16 protein-coding genes and 12 tRNA genes are annotated in these 17491 nt (G+C 37.6%); 2 read left to right on the top strand and 26 right to left on the bottom strand.

Annotation, left to right across the window (positions count from 1 at the left end):
* Positions 1-50 precede the first annotated feature (50 nt).
* The 13 genes from B2C77_RS03935 to B2C77_RS03875 form a co-directional block, all read right to left on the bottom strand.
* Positions 51-124 (bottom strand) — tRNA-Ile (locus tag B2C77_RS03935).
* 11 nt (positions 125-135) lie between these two features.
* Positions 136-209: transfer RNA gene (locus tag B2C77_RS03930), tRNA-Gly, on the bottom strand.
* A gap of 15 nt (positions 210-224) precedes the next feature.
* Positions 225-301, bottom strand: a tRNA-Pro gene (locus tag B2C77_RS03925).
* A 5-nt stretch (positions 302-306) separates the two neighbouring features.
* Positions 307-383: transfer RNA gene (locus B2C77_RS03920), tRNA-Arg, on the bottom strand.
* A gap of 23 nt (positions 384-406) precedes the next feature.
* Positions 407-490 (bottom strand) — tRNA-Leu (locus B2C77_RS03915).
* A 256-nt stretch (positions 491-746) separates the two neighbouring features.
* Positions 747-828 (bottom strand) — tRNA-Leu (locus tag B2C77_RS03910).
* Positions 829-845: 17 nt separating this feature from the next.
* Positions 846-921, bottom strand: a tRNA-Lys gene (locus B2C77_RS03905).
* A gap of 84 nt (positions 922-1005) precedes the next feature.
* Positions 1006-1080 (bottom strand) — tRNA-Gln (locus B2C77_RS03900).
* Positions 1081-1084: 4 nt separating this feature from the next.
* Positions 1085-1161: transfer RNA gene (locus B2C77_RS03895), tRNA-Asp, on the bottom strand.
* A 21-nt stretch (positions 1162-1182) separates the two neighbouring features.
* Positions 1183-1254, bottom strand: a tRNA-Glu gene (locus B2C77_RS03890).
* A gap of 6 nt (positions 1255-1260) precedes the next feature.
* Positions 1261-1351, bottom strand: a tRNA-Ser gene (locus tag B2C77_RS03885).
* Positions 1352-1356: 5 nt separating this feature from the next.
* Positions 1357-1431 (bottom strand) — tRNA-Asn (locus tag B2C77_RS03880).
* 204 nt (positions 1432-1635) lie between these two features.
* Positions 1636-2100, bottom strand: a complete 465-nt coding sequence (locus B2C77_RS03875) for a SprT family protein (RefSeq protein WP_077702496.1) — start codon at positions 2098-2100, stop codon at positions 1636-1638.
* Between the two features lie 207 nt (positions 2101-2307).
* On the opposite strand from B2C77_RS03875, the gene B2C77_RS03870 reads away from it, so the two are divergent.
* A complete protein-coding gene (locus tag B2C77_RS03870; RefSeq protein ID WP_077706819.1) occupies positions 2308-3753 on the top strand; it encodes a catalase in 1446 nt (481 codons plus the stop codon).
* 183 nt (positions 3754-3936) lie between these two features.
* On the opposite strand, the gene B2C77_RS03865 is transcribed toward B2C77_RS03870, so the two are convergent.
* Positions 3937-6093, bottom strand: coding sequence for a Tex family protein (locus tag B2C77_RS03865; protein WP_077706818.1), 2157 nt, complete (start codon positions 6091-6093; stop codon positions 3937-3939).
* A gap of 621 nt (positions 6094-6714) precedes the next feature.
* Between B2C77_RS03865 and B2C77_RS03860 the strand changes: the two genes are divergently transcribed.
* Positions 6715-7944 carry an IS4 family transposase gene (locus B2C77_RS03860; RefSeq protein ID WP_077702295.1) on the top strand — a complete coding sequence of 410 codons (1230 nt, stop codon included), beginning with the start codon at positions 6715-6717 and terminating at the stop codon, positions 7942-7944.
* A 197-nt stretch (positions 7945-8141) separates the two neighbouring features.
* Here B2C77_RS03860 and B2C77_RS03855 read toward each other — a convergent pair whose 3' ends face one another.
* From B2C77_RS03855 to B2C77_RS03800, 12 genes are all read right to left on the bottom strand, one after another.
* Positions 8142-8735 (bottom strand): SpoIIE family protein phosphatase, encoded by a 594-nt coding sequence (locus tag B2C77_RS03855; protein ID WP_077702495.1) that lies wholly within the window; start codon positions 8733-8735, stop codon positions 8142-8144.
* Between the two features lie 2 nt (positions 8736-8737).
* Positions 8738-9529: an RNA polymerase sigma factor SigB gene (sigB, locus tag B2C77_RS03850; protein WP_077702494.1), complete on the bottom strand. Its 792-nt coding sequence runs from the start codon at positions 9527-9529 to the stop codon at positions 8738-8740.
* Positions 9501-9983 carry an anti-sigma B factor RsbW gene (rsbW, locus tag B2C77_RS03845; protein ID WP_077702493.1) on the bottom strand — a complete coding sequence of 161 codons (483 nt, stop codon included), beginning with the start codon at positions 9981-9983 and terminating at the stop codon, positions 9501-9503. Before rsbW ends, sigB begins: the two co-directional genes overlap by 29 nt.
* Positions 9983-10318 carry an STAS domain-containing protein gene (locus tag B2C77_RS03840; RefSeq protein ID WP_077702492.1) on the bottom strand — a complete coding sequence of 112 codons (336 nt, stop codon included), beginning with the start codon at positions 10316-10318 and terminating at the stop codon, positions 9983-9985. Before B2C77_RS03840 ends, rsbW begins: the two co-directional genes overlap by 1 nt.
* A gap of 268 nt (positions 10319-10586) precedes the next feature.
* Positions 10587-11600 carry a PP2C family protein-serine/threonine phosphatase gene (locus B2C77_RS03835; protein ID WP_077702491.1) on the bottom strand — a complete coding sequence of 338 codons (1014 nt, stop codon included), beginning with the start codon at positions 11598-11600 and terminating at the stop codon, positions 10587-10589.
* Between the two features lie 210 nt (positions 11601-11810).
* Positions 11811-12212, bottom strand: coding sequence for an anti-sigma regulatory factor (locus B2C77_RS03830; RefSeq protein ID WP_073013081.1), 402 nt, complete (start codon positions 12210-12212; stop codon positions 11811-11813).
* A gap of 3 nt (positions 12213-12215) precedes the next feature.
* Positions 12216-12572, bottom strand: coding sequence for an STAS domain-containing protein (locus tag B2C77_RS03825; RefSeq protein WP_073013079.1), 357 nt, complete (start codon positions 12570-12572; stop codon positions 12216-12218).
* Positions 12573-12577: 5 nt separating this feature from the next.
* Positions 12578-13447: an RsbT co-antagonist protein RsbRA gene (rsbRA, locus tag B2C77_RS03820; RefSeq protein WP_077702490.1), complete on the bottom strand. Its 870-nt coding sequence runs from the start codon at positions 13445-13447 to the stop codon at positions 12578-12580.
* A 333-nt stretch (positions 13448-13780) separates the two neighbouring features.
* The gene (locus B2C77_RS03815; RefSeq protein ID WP_073013075.1) at positions 13781-14140 is read right to left on the bottom strand and encodes a type II toxin-antitoxin system PemK/MazF family toxin; all 360 of its coding nucleotides are present in this window, start codon (positions 14138-14140) and stop codon (positions 13781-13783) included.
* Between the two features lie 4 nt (positions 14141-14144).
* A complete protein-coding gene (locus B2C77_RS03810) occupies positions 14145-14429 on the bottom strand; it encodes a CopG family ribbon-helix-helix protein (protein ID WP_077706817.1) in 285 nt (94 codons plus the stop codon).
* 443 nt (positions 14430-14872) lie between these two features.
* A complete protein-coding gene (gene alr / locus B2C77_RS03805; protein ID WP_331805574.1) occupies positions 14873-15991 on the bottom strand; it encodes an alanine racemase in 1119 nt (372 codons plus the stop codon).
* 432 nt (positions 15992-16423) lie between these two features.
* Positions 16424-17434, bottom strand: a complete 1011-nt coding sequence (locus B2C77_RS03800; protein ID WP_077702488.1) for a LolA family protein — start codon at positions 17432-17434, stop codon at positions 16424-16426.
* Positions 17435-17491 lie beyond the last annotated feature (57 nt).

Here is a 17491-nt window from a genome sequence, read left to right as displayed (position 1 = left end):
ACTACAAACTATAAACTATAAAGTTCATACTCCCTAGCATAGCAAGCAAATGGGCCTGAGTGGACTTGAACCACCGACCTCACGCTTATCAGGCGTGCGCTCTAACCAGCTGAGCTACAGGCCCATAAAATTAATTGGAGCGGGTGAAGGGAATCGAACCCTCGTCATCAGCTTGGAAGGCTGAGGTTTTACCATTAAACTACACCCGCACATCAAATGTGCGATGGTCGGGAAGACAGGATTTGAACCTGCGACCCCATGGTCCCAAACCATGTGCTCTACCAAGCTGAGCTACTTCCCGTAATATGGCGCGCCCGAGAGGAGTCGAACCCCTAACCTCTTGATCCGTAGTCAAACGCTCTATCCAATTGAGCTACGGGCGCAAAAAATATTTCATTAATTTTGATGCGGTCGAGAGGACTTGAACCTCCACGGGTTATACACCCACTAGGCCCTCAACCTAGCGCGTCTGCCATTCCGCCACGACCGCAATATATGAAGCGGAAAATAAAAGGCTGTATATCACAGCTTCTAAATGAACTTATTTTACTAAGACTAAGATAAACTTTCAATTAGTCTATACCCTATAGTAGCAACTGCTTAAGCAAAAGCAAACTATTACCTAACCTTCCCTTTTCACAATTAATTTGGAGCTGAAACCAAAATTTACAGCAACTCGTTTTTTGTGATGAGGTAGTTGCGAGTTTCTTCTATAGTATAGTATGAAGAAAACAGTTATATCTTAATGCGGGTGAAGGGAGTTGAACCCCCACGTCCGAAGACACTAGATCCTAAGTCTAGCGCGTCTGCCAATTCCGCCACACCCGCAATATTTAAATGTGTAATGGTGAGCCATGGAGGATTCGAACCTCCGACCCTCTGATTAAAAGTCAGATGCTCTACCGACTGAGCTAATGGCTCCTATTTCTGATTAGAAATTCTCTGTTGTCTTATTACGAGAACAAAGATATAGTAAACTTGTAAAGATCCATTAAAAAGCAAAAATGGCTGGGCTACTAGGATTCGAACCTAGGATACACGGGATCAAAACCCGATGCCTTACCGCTTGGCTATAGCCCAACAATGGCGGTCCGGACGGGACTCGAACCCGCGACCTCCTGCGTGACAGGCAGGCATTCTAACCAACTGAACTACCGGACCCGACCTATTCATTTTTTAGAATGACCCGTACGGGATTCGAACCCGTGTTACCGCCGTGAAAGGGCGGTGTCTTAACCGCTTGACCAACGGGCCATAAAATGGCGGAGAAGGAGGGATTTGAACCCTCGCGCCGCTTACGCGACCTACACCCTTAGCAGGGGCGCCTCTTCAGCCACTTGAGTACTTCTCCATAATTGGCTCCACAGGTAGGATTCGAACCTACGACCGATCGGTTAACAGCCGATTGCTCTACCACTGAGCTACTGTGGAATAATATAAGTTGAATAAATCACAACGAGAAATATAATACATCAAATCAAACTAAATGTCAATAGATTAACTAAATTTTATAAACTCATTTTTGGTTGCAATTAATATGTAATTGACAGCCTATTTAATGTATCACGAATGACAAAAATCGTCAATAGTATTTTCCTATTTTCTTTAAGTTTATACTTACTTCACCAAAAGCTTTCATATACCTTTCTCCATTACTAAAGCTATTCTCCCCTTACATTTGCCACATCTATACTTATTTGTACTCATTTTCCGCTGACGTTTAAACGTTTGATGACAAGTTTTACAAGCATATATATATTTATATTCTCTCTGCGAAGGTAATGGCTGACAAAACCTTGGAGAATTTGTCGCAGACATTAATTCTTTAAAATCACGATCACTATGCTTATAACCTTTTCCTTCTATATGTAAGTGATAATGGCAAAGTTCATGTTTAATAATCCCTATAAACGCTTGTTCTCCTGCCTCTTCCAAGTATTTTGGATTTAATTCAATCATTTTTTTAGCAGGAATATATCTCCCACCTGTCGTTCTTAAGCGGTGATTGAATTTAACCTTATGAAAGAATGGTTTATTGAACCAGTTAAGGGATACATCATTTACGAAGTGATATAGTTCTTTATCATTTACTATTATCATTTGAATAAACTCCTTATCATTTTTCAACATTATTATACAATAACTTACCACAATTTTTCACCTATATTAACCGAATCTCATGATTACATTTATTTATTTAAAATAATTATAAATAAATATTGATTTTTTTTTGATTTGTATTATAATATAATTGTAGTTCTGATTTATTACTTAGAGGGAGGATTTAATGTGGATACAAGAAACCGAATGACAACAGCAGCAGGCGCGCCAGTAGCTGATAACCAAAATTCTATTACAGCAGGACAACGTGGTCCTACTCTTATACAAGACTTTCATTTGCTAGAAAAGCTAGCTCACTTTAATAGAGAAAGAATTCCTGAACGTATTGTTCATGCTAAAGGTGCAGGTGCTTATGGCTACTTTGAAGTAACGAACGATGAAATTTCCAAATACACCAAAGCTGATTTTTTAAGCGAAGCAGGTAAACGTACAGATTTATTTATTCGCTTTTCTACAGTAGCAGGTGAATTAGGGTCTGCCGACACGGTTCGTGACCCACGTGGTTTTTCTGTTAAATTTTATACAAATGAAGGAAATTATGATTTAGTTGGCAATAATACACCTATATTTTTCATTAGAGATGCAATTAAGTTCCCTGACTTTATTCATACACAAAAACGAAATCCACAAACACATTTAAAAGATAAAGATATGGTTTGGGATTTCTGGTCACTTTCTCCTGAGTCACTTCACCAAATCACTTACTTGCATGGCGATCGTGGAATCCCTGCAACATTCAGACATATGAATGGCTACGGTAGTCATACATTTAAATGGGTTAATAAAGACGGAGAAGCTTTTTGGATAAAATATCATTTCATTAGTGAACAAGGTGTAAAAGGGCTTGAGGCTTCTTTAGCAGAGAAGATTGCCGGAGAAAATCCAGATTATCATATAGAAGATTTACACAACGCTATTGCAAACGAAGATTTTCCAGTATGGAAGTTATATGTACAAATCATGCCTTATGAAGATGCGAAAACGTATAAATGGGATCCTTTCGACGTAACTAAAGTATGGTCGAAAAAAGATTATCCACGTATTGAGGTTGGAAGAATGATCTTAAATCGCAATCCTGAAAACTATTTTGCTGAGGTCGAACAAGCAGCTTTCTCACCTGGACAATTTGTACCAGGAATTGAAGCTTCTCCAGATAAAATGCTACAAGGACGTCTATTTGCATATTCTGATGCACACCGTTATCGCCTTGGTGTAAACCATCACCAAATTCCGGTTAACCGTCCAAAAGCAGAAGTCAATCATTACCAAAGAGATGGATTTATGGCAGTTAATGGAAATGGCGGATCTAAACCAAACTATGAACCGAATAGTGTAAATGGTCCAGTAGAGGATCCAACAGCAAAAATAAAACCATTTGACGTCTATGGTGAAGCTGATAGTGTACCGTATGACAGTGATGACCATTATACACAGGCTGGAGATTTATATCGTTTAATGTCTGCTGATGAAAAAGATCGTTTAATTCAAGCATTTGTTGATCACATGAAACCCGTAACAAGAGATAAAATAAAACTTCGCCAAATTGAACATTTCTATAAAGCTGACGCTGAATGGGGCGAGCGTATTGCACAAGGGCTTGGACTTCAAGTTCCAGAAAGTGTAAAATCCTAATAAGCTTTTCATTTATTTTCACTAAATAAATGTACGTATAGAAAAATCCGAACGAATTGGAAATCCTCCTAGCAGATTTCCAAATCAAAGTTCGGATTTTTTAATGAAAACATTTTTCCCTTGTAACCTTATCTAAAGGAGTATGAGAATATTTTCTCCAGCAGCGACATCTTTACGCAATAATTACTTCTCTTGAATCATGGATAATGCAATTCTTCCTTTATTCACATCAATGTCTTCTACCCACACTGTAACAACATCTCCTACTGAGGCGATGTCCATGGGATGTTTCACAAATGAATGTGACATTTTAGAAATATGAACAAGCCCATCTTGCTTTACGCCAATATCTACAAACACGCCGAAATCGACGACATTTCGTACCGTACCTTGTAATTCCATCCCATGTTCAATGTCTTCTAGCGATAATACGTTTTTCTTTAAAATTGGTTGTGGAAAATCATCACGTGGATCACGCTCCGGCTTTGTCAACGCTTGGACAATATCATGAAGCGTCGATTCCCCTACTTCTAATTGTTTAGCAACTTCTTTGGTATTAATCGATTGAATAGCTTCTTTCAATTTATCTGCACCAATATCTTCCAGGGAACAACCGATTAAATGTAGTAACTTTTCCGTTACTGCATAACTCTCTGGGTGGATGGGGGTTCGATCTAAAGCATGTTCTCCATCCATGATCCGTAAAAAACCAATCCCTTGTTCATATGTTTTTGCTCCTAGACGAGGGATTTTCTTTAATTGTTTTCGGTTCGTAAACTTTCCTTCTTCTTCTCTTCGCTTAACGATGTTATTAGCAACAGTCTTACTTAATCCGGATACATATTGTAATAAAGAAGAAGAAGCGGTATTCACATTGACACCAACTTGGTTAACTGCTGTTTCTACAACAAAAGTCAACGATTCATTTAATGCTTTCTGACTAACATCATGCTGGTATTGTCCAACACCAATCGATTTTGGATCAATTTTTACTAATTCTGCTAATGGATCTTGCACACGACGCGCAATGGATACTGCACTTCTCTCTTCTACTTGCAATTCAGGAAATTCTTCTCTCGCAAGTTTCGATGCAGAATACACACTTGCTCCTGCTTCATTCACGATAATATACGGAATCGATAGGTTTTGATTTTGAATGACATCGGCAATGAATTGTTCTGTCTCTCGAGAAGCTGTGCCATTTCCAATCGCTATCAATTCAATTGAATACTGCTTCATTAAATCCATAACAATCTTTTTTGCACCAGCCGTATCTTTTCTTGGTGCCGTCGGATACATAACACCAACATGGTGTACCTTGCCTGTTTCATCCACAACGGCTAGCTTACAACCTGTACGAAATGCAGGATCTACCCCCAGTATTGTTTTCCCTTTTAATGGCGGCTGGAGTAAAAGGCTTTTTAAGTTTTTGGAAAACACTTCTATTGCCTGCTGCTCTGCTTTTTCCGTTAAGTTGTTTCGAATCTCACGCTCTAAAGAAGGCTGAATTAAACGTTTATAACTGTCTTCAATCGCATGTTGTAACAATTCCAAAACATCAGCATGAGCAGAGGATGTTACTATTTTTTGTTGTAAAAAGTCAAGAATCCGTTCTGTAGGAGGTTGAATGGTGACTTTGAGTACTTCTTCTTTCTCACCACGATTAAGCGCGAGAACCCGGTGTGATACTAAAGAACGAACTGCCTCATGGAAATCATAATACATTTCATATACTTGTTTTTCATCTTTTTCACGATCTTTCACTTCTGATGCGACCATACCTCGTTTCATCGTCTCTTCACGCATATATTCTCTATACCCAGGGTCATCAGCTATCCACTCGGCAATAATATCATTTACGCCAGCTAAGGCATCTTCTACGGTATGTAACTCGTGTTCCTCTGAAAGATAGTTCGTTGCTTCATTAGCCAGCGTTGTAATTTCTTGCCTCCAAACAAGTTCAGCTAACGGCTCCAATCCTTTTTCTTTGGCAATCGTGGCTCTTGTCCGGTGTTTTTGTTTATAAGGACGGTATAAATCTTCCACCCGTTGTAATTGCGTTGCCGCTATTATTTCCTGCTGTAGCTCATCTGTTAACTTCCCTTGATCAGCAATGCTACGTAAAACTTCCTGCTTTCTTTCCGCTAAGTGAACGGCATAATTCCATTTATCTTGAACAGATTTAATTTGTACTTCATCTAATCCACCAGTAGCTTCTTTTCGGTAACGGGCAATAAATGGAACCGTGTTACCATCTTCTAGTAAAGCAATGACTTTATTTACAATGGGTACATTTACTTTCGTTTCATTCGCAACCCACAAACTTAATTCTTGATTCATTTCATTTGCCACAAGCTTTCCTCCTTTACTCATGTGGTCTATTTTATCAAAAAATGATTTGCTTTCCTACTATCGCTATGGCTACGTTAAAAGAACGAAGCTTATGGACATGTCTCTATGACAAAAATGTTCGACGCACCCATCCTTAAGATTGATATCCTCATTAGAAAAACTTGGCTTGTCGCCAAGTCTTATGGTGAATGGCATAGTTTTTCTTATACTATAAACATTTAAACTTTTATACTTTCCTATAGTGGAACAAAGGCTCGGGGCGCCCTGTTAGCAACGTAGCAAGTGGAACGAAGCAACTAAAGTTTTAGGAATCATGGTGAGACGGTGTTGACGAACCAATGATGACTTATCGTAGGGCGATTCGTGAAGTCGCCTAGTTGCTGGGCGCTGGAGCCGGACGTGGTTAAATAACTTAGTACGTTTATCCACAGCTGCAAAATTTTATAATTTCCCACTAGCGTTGCATAAATTTTTTATAAAGTAGTCAAGAAAAAACACCTTGTGTCAATACTAAGAATAATAGGAATTATCAATACAAAAACGCATAAAAAAACCTTATAATAAGGGAATGGTAGTCCTGTCCAAATCCCAAATTATAAGGAGTCTTTCATGGACAATCATACCATAAAAATGGTATTCAAGGAATACATTCATCCATTAGATACAAAAGTTATTCAAAAAATGATTGATATAGAAGGGGTAGACAAGTATGTGAAAAAGCTAGATACCATTGCCTATATTCGCTTATTTATTTACGCACAACTTAAAAAATCAGAAAATCTTGCAGTAATCAGTCAGTCTGTTTCACGCAAAAAAACGGTGCAGCGATTAGTAGGTATAGACAGTATCAGTAAGTCACAACTCTCGCGTAAGAATAGACAAATCCCACATGAAATACCAGAAGCTATTCTTCGTCATCTCATTCAAAAGGTACAGTATACACTAGGACCTGTGAAAGCAGGAAAGGCATTGCTTCAGCTGCATTTGATTGATTCATCGACTATTTCCATGTGTCTTAGTGGCTATGAATGGGCTGATTTTCGAGAAACAAAAGCCGGGATTAAAATGCACACTTCAATTAGGTTGTGCAATGATACGCTCTCGCTAGATAAGATGATTCTAACGCCAGCCCGACCAGCGGATGAGACACAGCTGGATGAATTAATTGTTTATCAGTTAGATGTGCTTCATGTATTCGATCGCGGGTACTTCAACTTTGCGAAGTTCGATGCCTATTCGGAAAAAGGAATAAAATTTGCAACGCGTATCAAAGCCAATACAGTGGTACACGTCGTGGAAGAGTTACTCGTGGATCCATCTTCTCCCATCACACGCCATGCCATGGTGACAATCGGAAACATGAAACATCCATTACAATTGATAGAGACAACAGATAGTAATGGCAAGCCTATTCGGATTGTGTGTAACGACGCCAAGCGCAGTGCGCAAGAAATCAGCGATATCTACCGAAACCGCTGGAAAATAGAGTTGTTTTTCAAATGGATCAAGCAACACTTGGTCATTACAACATTATATGGTAAGAGTGAAAATGCCGTTTATAATCAAGTCTATCTTGCAATGATTACCTTTTGCCTGATCATCCTAATGAAAAATAAAATAGGTTTCAAAGGAACCTTGCTGGAAATGTTGCGTTGGATAAAGGATGGTTACGATCAATCCATGGCAACCTTTATTTTGAAAGTGCGTAAAGAACCAGAGCGAGAGTCCAGTGGACGACGAAGGTGGGACAATGAGCGAATTTTTGCAGAGACCCTAGCACAATATGAGACAGGAGACGTGTTACACTTAGATGATTTAACATACGATCCATTCGTTTAAAAGTATATACTATTCAAAAAATGGATGAAGGGCTACCTCTCATGCCTGTTGTCTTTTTTTCATTGTGTACAAATAACATATATCAGAAAATTCTGTTACCTATGTCTCAAATGGAAAATTAACGCTTGACTTGAAGCATTACTTTTTATGCAACGCTAGTGATAATTTCCTAGACCAGAACGAAAAGGACTGATTTTTCAATCAGTTCCTCTATAGTGCATCGCTATTAATGTTGTATCATCACTTCTATTTTCACTAGCTAAACATTTAAATGTCTCGGTAATTTCTTGGACATTTTTCGTCAGCAAATATTTTTGCGATAAATCGCGATCAGTCACTCCATCCGAAAACATAATAAACACCATATCTGGTAGGAGTTTTTCCCGGACAATTTTAAACGGACGATGGAAACCAGCTAAATAGCCAGCATTGGGTATATTACGCTTTTTATGCTGATGGTCAGTTATTGTTAACACACCAATATTGCCAATAGAAGAAAAAGAATACATCTCTGCTTGAAAATCCAGTTTGAGAATGCCAATGACTACACCGCGCTTTCCTTGCAATTGTTGATTACATTCTTTAATAATGGATTCAATACTTGCATGAATATTATTTTGAATAATATCAATAACAACTTGAGATGATTCCTTTGCTATTTCTCCACTGCCTAACCCATCCGCAATAGCACAAACAAATTCACGGTTTGTCTCTTCATAAAAAAAACTATCACCACAGTAGTAATTGCCTGTTTTCGCTTGTTGAAATACAGACACCTTTACTTGTCCCATTTTTAATCAAAGACCTCCGTATCCTCGGATTGAATAGCTTCTCGTAATTTGCGTAACGAACGTCTCTGCAGCCTTGAAACATGCATTTGCGATATACCTAACAATTCACCAGTTTCTTTTTGACTCTTATTTTCGAAATACGTGTATTGTAAGATTTTTTGCTCACGTTCTGACAAGATGGGAAGCATCTTCTCCAATAACATCCTCTGGTCCGTCTGTTCGTAGCCAGCTTCCTCGTTTCCAACCAAATCTAATATAGCAACTGTGCTTCCGTCTGAATCAGCTTCTACCTTTCTGTCTACAGATAGAGCTTTATAGCTTTTTCCCATTTCCATTGTTTCCAAAATATCTTCCTCAGAGACTTGTAGAAAGTCAGCTATTTCCTTTATGGAAGGGGAAGATTGATTTTCCATTGTTAACGTATCAACAGCTTTTTTTATTTTAGGGCCTAATTCTTTAATCCGCCTAGGCACGTGTACACTCCATGTTTTGTCTCTTATAAATCGCTTAATTTCCCCAATAATGGTAGGTATCGCAAAAGATTCAAAAGATTTACCGAATGTTGAATCATATCGACGTACTGCAGCAAGCAAACCGATCATACCTACTTGAACAAGATCCTCATGAATGGCGCTATTTTTGGAATATTTACGTGCAACAGACTCCACGAGATCCTTATATTTAAGTACAAGCTGTTCCTGTAAATACTCATCCGTAGGCTCTTTTTGTAATGATTCAATTAACTGGTAAACCTCATCTCTTCCGCTATTGTGTGGTTGAGATTTGGTCGTCATCTAAGCCCACCTCAGCTTCATATTCATGAATATACTTTGTCATTAAAACAATGACTCCATATTCATTATTGATTTGAACTTTATCCATTAATGCATTAATTAAAAACAGACCAAAACCCCCTTCTCTCAATTCTTCAATTGATTCGTTCTCTTTATATGGCCCGATGTCGTCTTTTACTTCATTTAAGTCGAAACTACCGCCATGATCAGCAACCATCACTTCTAATCGATCTTCATATACACCAAAACCAATGGTTACCTCACCTTCATCTTCTTCGTTATAGGCATGAGTTACCGTATTTGTAATGGCTTCCGATATAGCTATTTTCAAATCTTCAATATCTTCATAACTAAATCCCATCCGATTAGCAATTCCTGACATACTTAGCCTCACTACACCTACATACTCTGCTTTAGCCGGCACTTTCAATTCAATAAAATCGAAATTCTTCATTATTCACTTCCACCTCGAATCGAAGCACGTATATCCATGATTTCGTCTAATCCGGTAATTTGAAACAACCGTAGTACACGGTCTTGGATGTTCACCAATGTAAGCTTGCTATTATACTCTTTCGATGATTTTAACGCACTAATAAAAGTTCCTAAACCAGTACTGTCCATATAGTTCACTTCCGCTAAATCTACTTCAACAACTTGTTCCTCTTGCCTCATAAGCGGTATTAAAGCTTCTTTTAAATCTGGAGCAGTATAAGCGTCAATCTCGCCAGCTAAGTAAACAATAGATTTACTTGGTTGTTCGTTCACCACGTTAATTGTTAAGTTCATACTTTTCCTCCTAAATCATATGCTAAATAAAGGGAATTTTTTCACGATAGTAAAGTACAAAAGATTATAGGTTTATAGTATAAGAAAAACGACAGCGTTCGCCATAAGACTTGGGACAAGCTAAGTTTTTCTAACAACCCAAAAGATCTCATTGACTAGCTCCCAAAATCAATGAAGGAGCTTATGATTTCACACTTCTTAGATAAACCATTACATTTACCGTTAAATATCCTACATTCCATTTACTAATACCCAGCATTTCATATGACTAAACTTCCCTACGTAAAATAAGTAATGTGAAATCATCTCTTAGTTCAAAATCCTGTAATCGCTCAAAATATTTAAACGTTTGATCAACGATCTTTTGTACTGGTAAATGGGCATATTGCTTAATAACGTCCAGTACTTCTTGACGCTCAATAAAGCGTTCGCCATCTCTGCATTCCGTTACACCGTCGGTTAAAAGAATAACCATATCATTAGGCTCAATTTTTAATTCATACTGTGGATAAGTAGTGTCTGGTGTAACACCTAGAACCAGACCTTTTGTGGTTAATTCTTCAAAGGTGTCTTGGCTGGAATTATAATAAAACCCTGGTTCATGCCCTGCTGAAGCGTAACGAAGTGCATGATCAGAAGGAAGGTATTGCGCATAAAACATGGTAATAAACATACTCGGATCTACATTTCTTTCTACCACTCGGTTCATATTCGCCAATATAGCTTTAGGTGTCATCGCATCCTCAGGATAACTGTCCATTGCATACTTAATCATCGACATACAAAGAGCAGCCGGGATTCCTTTACCGATTACATCTGCTATAGCAATCCCTAAAGATCCATCTCTTCCTTTTACAAAATGATGATAATCACCATTCATTTGATGTGCTGGGACACTAATAACCCCGATATCCAAACCTTCAATCGTTGGTTTTTTTGTTTCTAAAAGGGTTTCTTGCATGCTCGCTGCAACTGATATTTCTGACTTCAACTCAGATTGCTTTTCCCTAAGCTGCTGGTATTCTTGATGGGCAATCCCATATGCAATCATTGCCTCTAACAAAAAACTCATCGAATATTGAATGTCTTCACTTAAATTAGGATACAAATCTTGGAGAGACTGAATATGCATGTTAACAATTTCATCAGGAAGAATATTATTTTTAATAAACAGCTTACTCGCCTGCTCAATATCATATAAAGATTGTTCATCTCTCGTTTCAATATATCGTTTCATTAACGCTTTATATCCTTCTGTGTCTAATTTCAATAAACTGCTCATCGTTCTCCCCCTCATTCACCTTTACCAAGACACTGGGTAACGGGAAAAAGAAATTCAGTATACTTTCTTCTGGTCATTTATCTTTGTGTAACGACTATCCCTAGGTCAGGATTTAATAAAAGGCATGTTGTCTCGCTTAATTTGACAAATTAATATTAATTTACCCTGTTTCCATTTCCCGCATTGTCATTTCCACAGCCTCATACATACTTACCTTAGCCATTTAATCGTCTTAATTCGTGTTCCTTTGCCAACTTCCGAATGAATATCAAACTCATCCATTAACCTCTTGACACCAGGCAAACCAGCTCCGAGTCCTCCAGACGTAGAATAGCCATCTTCTAATACCTGTCCAATATCTTCAATACCTGGACCAACATCAATAGCAATAATGCATAACCCTTTATTATCAAATGTATCAATTACCTCAAAACAGATTTGTCCATGATCAGCATACAAATAAATATTTCTGGATAATTCCGATATCGTTGTAGCTATACGAGCTTGATCCACAGTGCCAAAGCCAATCTTCCTTGCAATATCTCTACCTAACTGTCTTGCTGCCACTATATCCCATTCTTTTTTTATATTCACGCAAGATTGAGGCTTCATCGGCTATTCCCCCAATTCCTGGTAGAGTTTAATAAGGCCTTGTTCTAAATTTAATGCCGTAGGTACATTCTTCAGGTGGATACCTAGATCAATTAATGTCACCGCTACAGCTGGTTGAATCCCTGTTAAAACTACCTTTGCCCCCATTAAATCTGACATTGTTACGACATCACCTAAAACTTTAGCAATAAATGAATCAATAATATCGACAGAAGTTAAATCAATAACGACTCCTGTCGAACCATTTTTATGAATTTTATCTAATAAATCCTCCTGAAATTGGATGGCTGTTTGGTCATCAATTTCTGTTTGTATGGAGATAAGTAAATAGTTGTGAAGTTTCAAAATAGGAATCCGCACGATCTTCACTCCCCTTTTAACGATTGAATCATATGTTCTATGCTATCCGCCCTATTTTCCAAATCAACAACTTGGCGGTCTGTAATTTCCAATGCTGTACGAAACCCTTTCTTCAAGGAACTCTTTGTAGGGAACTTACTTAAATCAATGCCTAGATTAACAATCGTTTGGGCAATTTCTGGTCTAATGCCTACAAGAATACATGTTGCGCCAATCAAACGGACGGCTTCTGCTGCTTGGATAATATGATGAGCAACCATCGTATCGACGACAGGAACACCTGTAATGTCAATTAAAACAACTTCTGAGTTATGTTTAATCGCACCGTCTAATAGATTTTCCATGATTAATTTCGCACGATCTGTATCAACTGTTCCAATTAATGGCATAATCGTAATTCCGTCCATAACAGGTATTAATGGAGCAGATAATTCTTGTAAAGCGACTCGTTGTAAGGAAACGGTGTTTTCCCAGCTTCCTGAATACTCATTTACAAGTTGACGGATAATAGGCTCTACCCAAGCATCCACACTTTTTAGCACATTGGAAATAAATTCAAAGTTAAGTTGTTCATATTTGCTTAAAATGTAATCTACCGTAACTCTTCGAAACACCTGTAAGCCATCGGTAATATACCCCAAAGGCCATCCAAGGTTAATAATTCTTTCCGAAAAATCTTTAACCGCTTTTGATGAACCTCCATCTTTTATACTTTGAAAGATAACATTAACGAATTGCCGATTCGTACTTTCAAAGAGTTCATCAGAAATACTTGCTGTATAATTATCTAACTTTAAGGAATTGATTTCTTCCATCCAAAGTTGCACAATCGAATCGCTGTTTTCAATAGCCATATTTTTTAACTTCTCATCCATTTCATTACCCCCATCGACGTAATACTACATTGTTAAATAGTTATATTTTTAAGTGTAAGCCCTCTATTCTTTTTAGAAAAAATTGGCCTATCGCGAAAGCTTTATAGCAGAAGCTACTTTTTCTTATACTATAGACCTTTAAACTTTTATACTTACATATAGTGCAACAAAACATATGCCTTCTCGCAGTATCTACCCTGCATATGTCTAATAGAAGCCTACAATTTTCTGCAGATATCAACATTTATTGTAACATAGATACAAATTGATCATGAAATAATATTCCACACAAAGCCTATTAAAAAAATCCTCTTGTTTCAATAACAAGAGGATTTATTGATCATACATATCCTTCAGCCCTAAACTGATTTCTAATGCTTGGTTAATCATTTTCATCTTTTCTTTATCTAACTTTGTAATTTTATCTGTTAGCCTTTGTTTATCAAGTGTTCGTATCTGCTCTAGCAAAATAACGGAATCACGGTCAAACCCATATTGTTTTGCATCAATCTCCACATGTGTAGGGAGTTTAGCTTTTTGAATTTGTGCTGTAATTGCAGCCACAATAACGGTAGGACTGAAACGATTCCCGATATCATTTTGCAGGATCAATACCGGGCGGACGCCTCCCTGCTCTGATCCAACAACAGGGGAAAGGTCAGCGAAATACACTTCGCCTCTTTGTACGATCAAATGGTTACACCCCGATCACAGAGCGTTCCAAGGTGATTTTTGCTTCTTCTTCCGCTTGAAAAGCTTCAGAAGCAATTGTCAAATTAATGCGACCCATTTCTGCATAGCCCTTTTCCATGGTTTCGCGAAATTGTTGAAAATGCTCATCTCTTTTATGCTGAAGATAGTTTCTAGTTGCCTGACATATGAAATCACTTAAATCACTATTCTCATATTTCATCAGACCATCCACCTCATTTAACAGGTTTTTTGGTATTTTCACTAATACTTCTTGCAAGCTTTCTGACAAAACCATCACACCTCCGCCAACTGTTGAACGAACTTTGTAAAAGTTAATTTTATAATATCATTGAATTCGCCTGTTTGCAAAGGGTTCTATAAAAATTCCCCAAAAAATCGCTTGTTTTGTCGTTTCATTTTACTTTCCTTGTGGTATACAAATAGAATAACATTTAGAAGAAATTTTATGTCTATTATTTAGAAAAACTTGGCTTCCCGCCAATTCTTATGGCGGAATAGCGCCGTCGCTTTGCTCATACTATACACTCTGAAAACTTTATACTTTCCTAGTAGTATAAGAAAAACGAGCTTTATCGCCAAAACTTTATGGCGAAAACTGTAATTTCCTTAGCCAATAAATTCTCCTACAACGTTAAAAAAGATAATAACTTCAACAAATTTCGTATACTTTGATCCTTATATTTCGAAATAGCTCCGCATTACATTACATATTCATTGTTCTTTGTAAATACGAGGAATACGATCATTCAATATACAAGGAATCTCATAATTAATGGTCTCAGCATAATTAGACACTTCATCCATGGAAATACATGCATCATTTTGACAACCAATCAGCGTCACCTTCGTCCCTATTGGATAGGCTTGATCTAATTTGATCATCGTTTGGTCCATACAAATTCTCCCAACAATAGGCATTCGCTTTCCATCTACAAGAACGGAAAAACCTTGCATCTTTCTTAGCCAACCGTCTCCATATCCAATAGGAAGCGTACCAATCCACTCTTCTGCTTCTGCCTGATACGTACACCCATAGCTAACACAGTCGCCTGGGTTTATTTTTTTGACATGAACAAGCCTACTATGCAAAGAAAAAGCTTGCTTTAATTCTATCTCCCCCTTTACTTTTATTTCTTGTGAAGGATATAACCCATACATGGAAATTCCAAAACGAACAAAATCATACATGGCTTCTGGAAGTCGTATAGCACTAGCACTGTTACCAATGTGAACGTTAATTTTCTCCATCCGTAGTTCTTTCAGTTGCGAAAGGGTATTTTTGAAGCGCGTTCGTTGCTCATCAAAATACGTTGACTCTGATTCATCAGCTGTAGAAAAGTGTGTAAACACCCCAGTTAAATATATGCTGTTATTTTCATTTAATGCTTGTGAAATGTCTTTCAATTCTTGCTCTGTTCTTATTCCTATTCGCCCCATTCCAGTATCCACTTTTAAATGCAAATGCAGAGGAGGAGAGAATGTATAGCCTTTTATTTGTTCTAACCACTCCTGTTGAAAAACGGTTAGTGTAATCCCATACCTTGCTGCAACGATTGCTGATTCAGGTGGAACCCAACCTAATACGAGAATCGGTGCTTTTATTGATGCTTCACGTAACTTGATCGCTTCTTCTAATAGTGCTACAGCTAAATAATCTGACCCTGCTTGCAACGCTTGCTTAGCAATTTGTACGCTTCCATGTCCATACCCATTCGCTTTTACTACAGCCATTACCTTTGTTTCTTTTGGTAGTTTTTTCTGTATTTGTTTTATATTATATGCAATTGCATCCAAATCTATTTCTATCCATGTATTTCGATGTATGTCCAAAATGAATACTCCCTTTCTTGCAAATAGCTTGGTTAAAGATTGATACATCTATTATTTCTTGTTAACAAAGCACTGTCAATGCTAGTCGCTCTGTTGTATGCGTTAAGTTTTTCCATGCATAGTTATAACCTCTATATTTCCAGCACACTATTTATGTCCATCTTATGTCAATTGTTTTGCACTATTAGGAAAGGATAAGATTTTTATTGGTTTATAGTATAAGAAACGCACAAGCGAAATGTAGATAGTGACCGCTGTGGAAAAACACTACGTTAGCTTAACAGTATGAACTGCGCTATATTTGCACTTAAAAATAGAACGGCTACTACGAAACTACCGCTTACTAACCTGCTTTTTTCTATCACGTTCTACAAACAAAGAACCTAACAGAAAAAAGCAGACCCGCATGATAGAGTCTGCTCGTAACCTAGGTCACTTCACTTCTTTGCTTTGGACAGATTTTGCAACTTCAATAAGTTCCTCCTTTGTTAACTCTTCACTAGCCAACATAAAATCAACGCCATTATGCGTCCACTCCATGGAATTATCCGTCATAGCTCCAACCGTAAAACCTAAATTCACAATCTCTCCTTCTGCTTCCTTTGGGTTAGCCATGGTTGTTTGCGCATTTGCTTTTTCTTGCACCAAGGTGAAATTCTTTTCCCCTTCAAAGGTTAAGATGACCCGCTCACCTGTATCGGTAGATGTTTCTTTTTTTTCCTTTAGTTCCGCTCCTGCCATGTAAGATGGATAAAACACCGTTAATGCTTCTTCTTCATTTACAGCGGCGGTTTCTTTTGCTTCTTCCCCACCCATATTCTTCTTCATAGAAAAATCATCTTCTTGGAAGCTTGCTTTACTATCAAAGTTGGAAAAGCTAACTTCAACTAATGCATTTTTATCTTTATCCAACACCTTTACTTGTACAGGTTGCAACGATTTTTTATCTAAATAAATTTCTTGATACGGTAAATTGTTATTGCTCTGATAATTTGTTTTTGTCTTAAACACGTAATGGGCATCAGTGATTTCAAATTCCGCTTCCTTATCTTTTTCAATATCCTGAACCAAAGATTGATATAAATAAGGCTGGCTGCTATTTTGTGGCCATTCGGACTGAAATTTAAAACTCTTATTTAAAGCTGGGGTGAGTACAAAAACCCCATCTTCATTTTTTAAAATGATTTGATTGCCCTTTTCATCAGACTTATTGGATAATCCGACACGATACATATCTTCTTTTTTATGCCAAATATCAATTTGAAACGTTTGCTGTTCCTTACCTGTATTCATATTCATTTCCGCTTTTGCTTTATACCCGTCCATCTTCTCAGCTTTTTCCTGCAAATCGGCTACAACATCTTCTTGGGATTTTTCACCACAAGCAGCTAATACGATTACGAGGCCGGCAAACAAGAGCACCCCAATGATTTTCATCTTCATGTACATATCTCCCTTGTCTCAGTTAATTCAAGCAAACTTAGCTAGTGACAAGCCTTT

Origin of the sequence: Virgibacillus dokdonensis, assembly GCF_900166595.1 — a bacterium.
GTDB classification, from domain to species: Bacteria; Bacillota; Bacilli; order Bacillales; family Amphibacillaceae; genus Virgibacillus; species Virgibacillus dokdonensis.
The sequence above is the reverse complement of the archived record's forward strand: the minus strand, read 5'-3'. Positions and strand labels throughout refer to the sequence as shown.

Coding starts and splice junctions, on each gene's coding strand:
- B2C77_RS03855 (WP_077702495.1), bottom strand. CDS start 8,735: ATGGGACAAGTAAAGGTGTCTGTATTTCAACAAGCGAAAACAGGCAAT.
- B2C77_RS03830 (WP_073013081.1), bottom strand. CDS start 12,212: ATGAAGCCTCAATCTTGCGTGAATATAAAAAAAGAATGGGATATAGTG.
- B2C77_RS03800 (WP_077702488.1), bottom strand. CDS start 17,434: ATGAAGATGAAAATCATTGGGGTGCTCTTGTTTGCCGGCCTCGTAATC.
- B2C77_RS03865 (WP_077706818.1), bottom strand. CDS start 6,093: ATGAATCAAGAATTAAGTTTGTGGGTTGCGAATGAAACGAAAGTAAAT.
- B2C77_RS03875 (WP_077702496.1), bottom strand. CDS start 2,100: ATGATAATAGTAAATGATAAAGAACTATATCACTTCGTAAATGATGTA.
- B2C77_RS03870 (WP_077706819.1), top strand. CDS start 2,308: ATGACAACAGCAGCAGGCGCGCCAGTAGCTGATAACCAAAATTCTATT.
- B2C77_RS03840 (WP_077702492.1), bottom strand. CDS start 10,318: ATGAACTTAACAATTAACGTGGTGAACGAACAACCAAGTAAATCTATT.
- rsbW (WP_077702493.1), bottom strand. CDS start 9,983: ATGAAGAATTTCGATTTTATTGAATTGAAAGTGCCGGCTAAAGCAGAG.
- rsbRA (WP_077702490.1), bottom strand. CDS start 13,447: ATGGATGAGAAGTTAAAAAATATGGCTATTGAAAACAGCGATTCGATT.
- B2C77_RS03860 (WP_077702295.1), top strand. CDS start 6,715: ATGGACAATCATACCATAAAAATGGTATTCAAGGAATACATTCATCCA.
- B2C77_RS03835 (WP_077702491.1), bottom strand. CDS start 11,600: ATGAGCAGTTTATTGAAATTAGACACAGAAGGATATAAAGCGTTAATG.
- sigB (WP_077702494.1), bottom strand. CDS start 9,529: ATGACGACCAAATCTCAACCACACAATAGCGGAAGAGATGAGGTTTAC.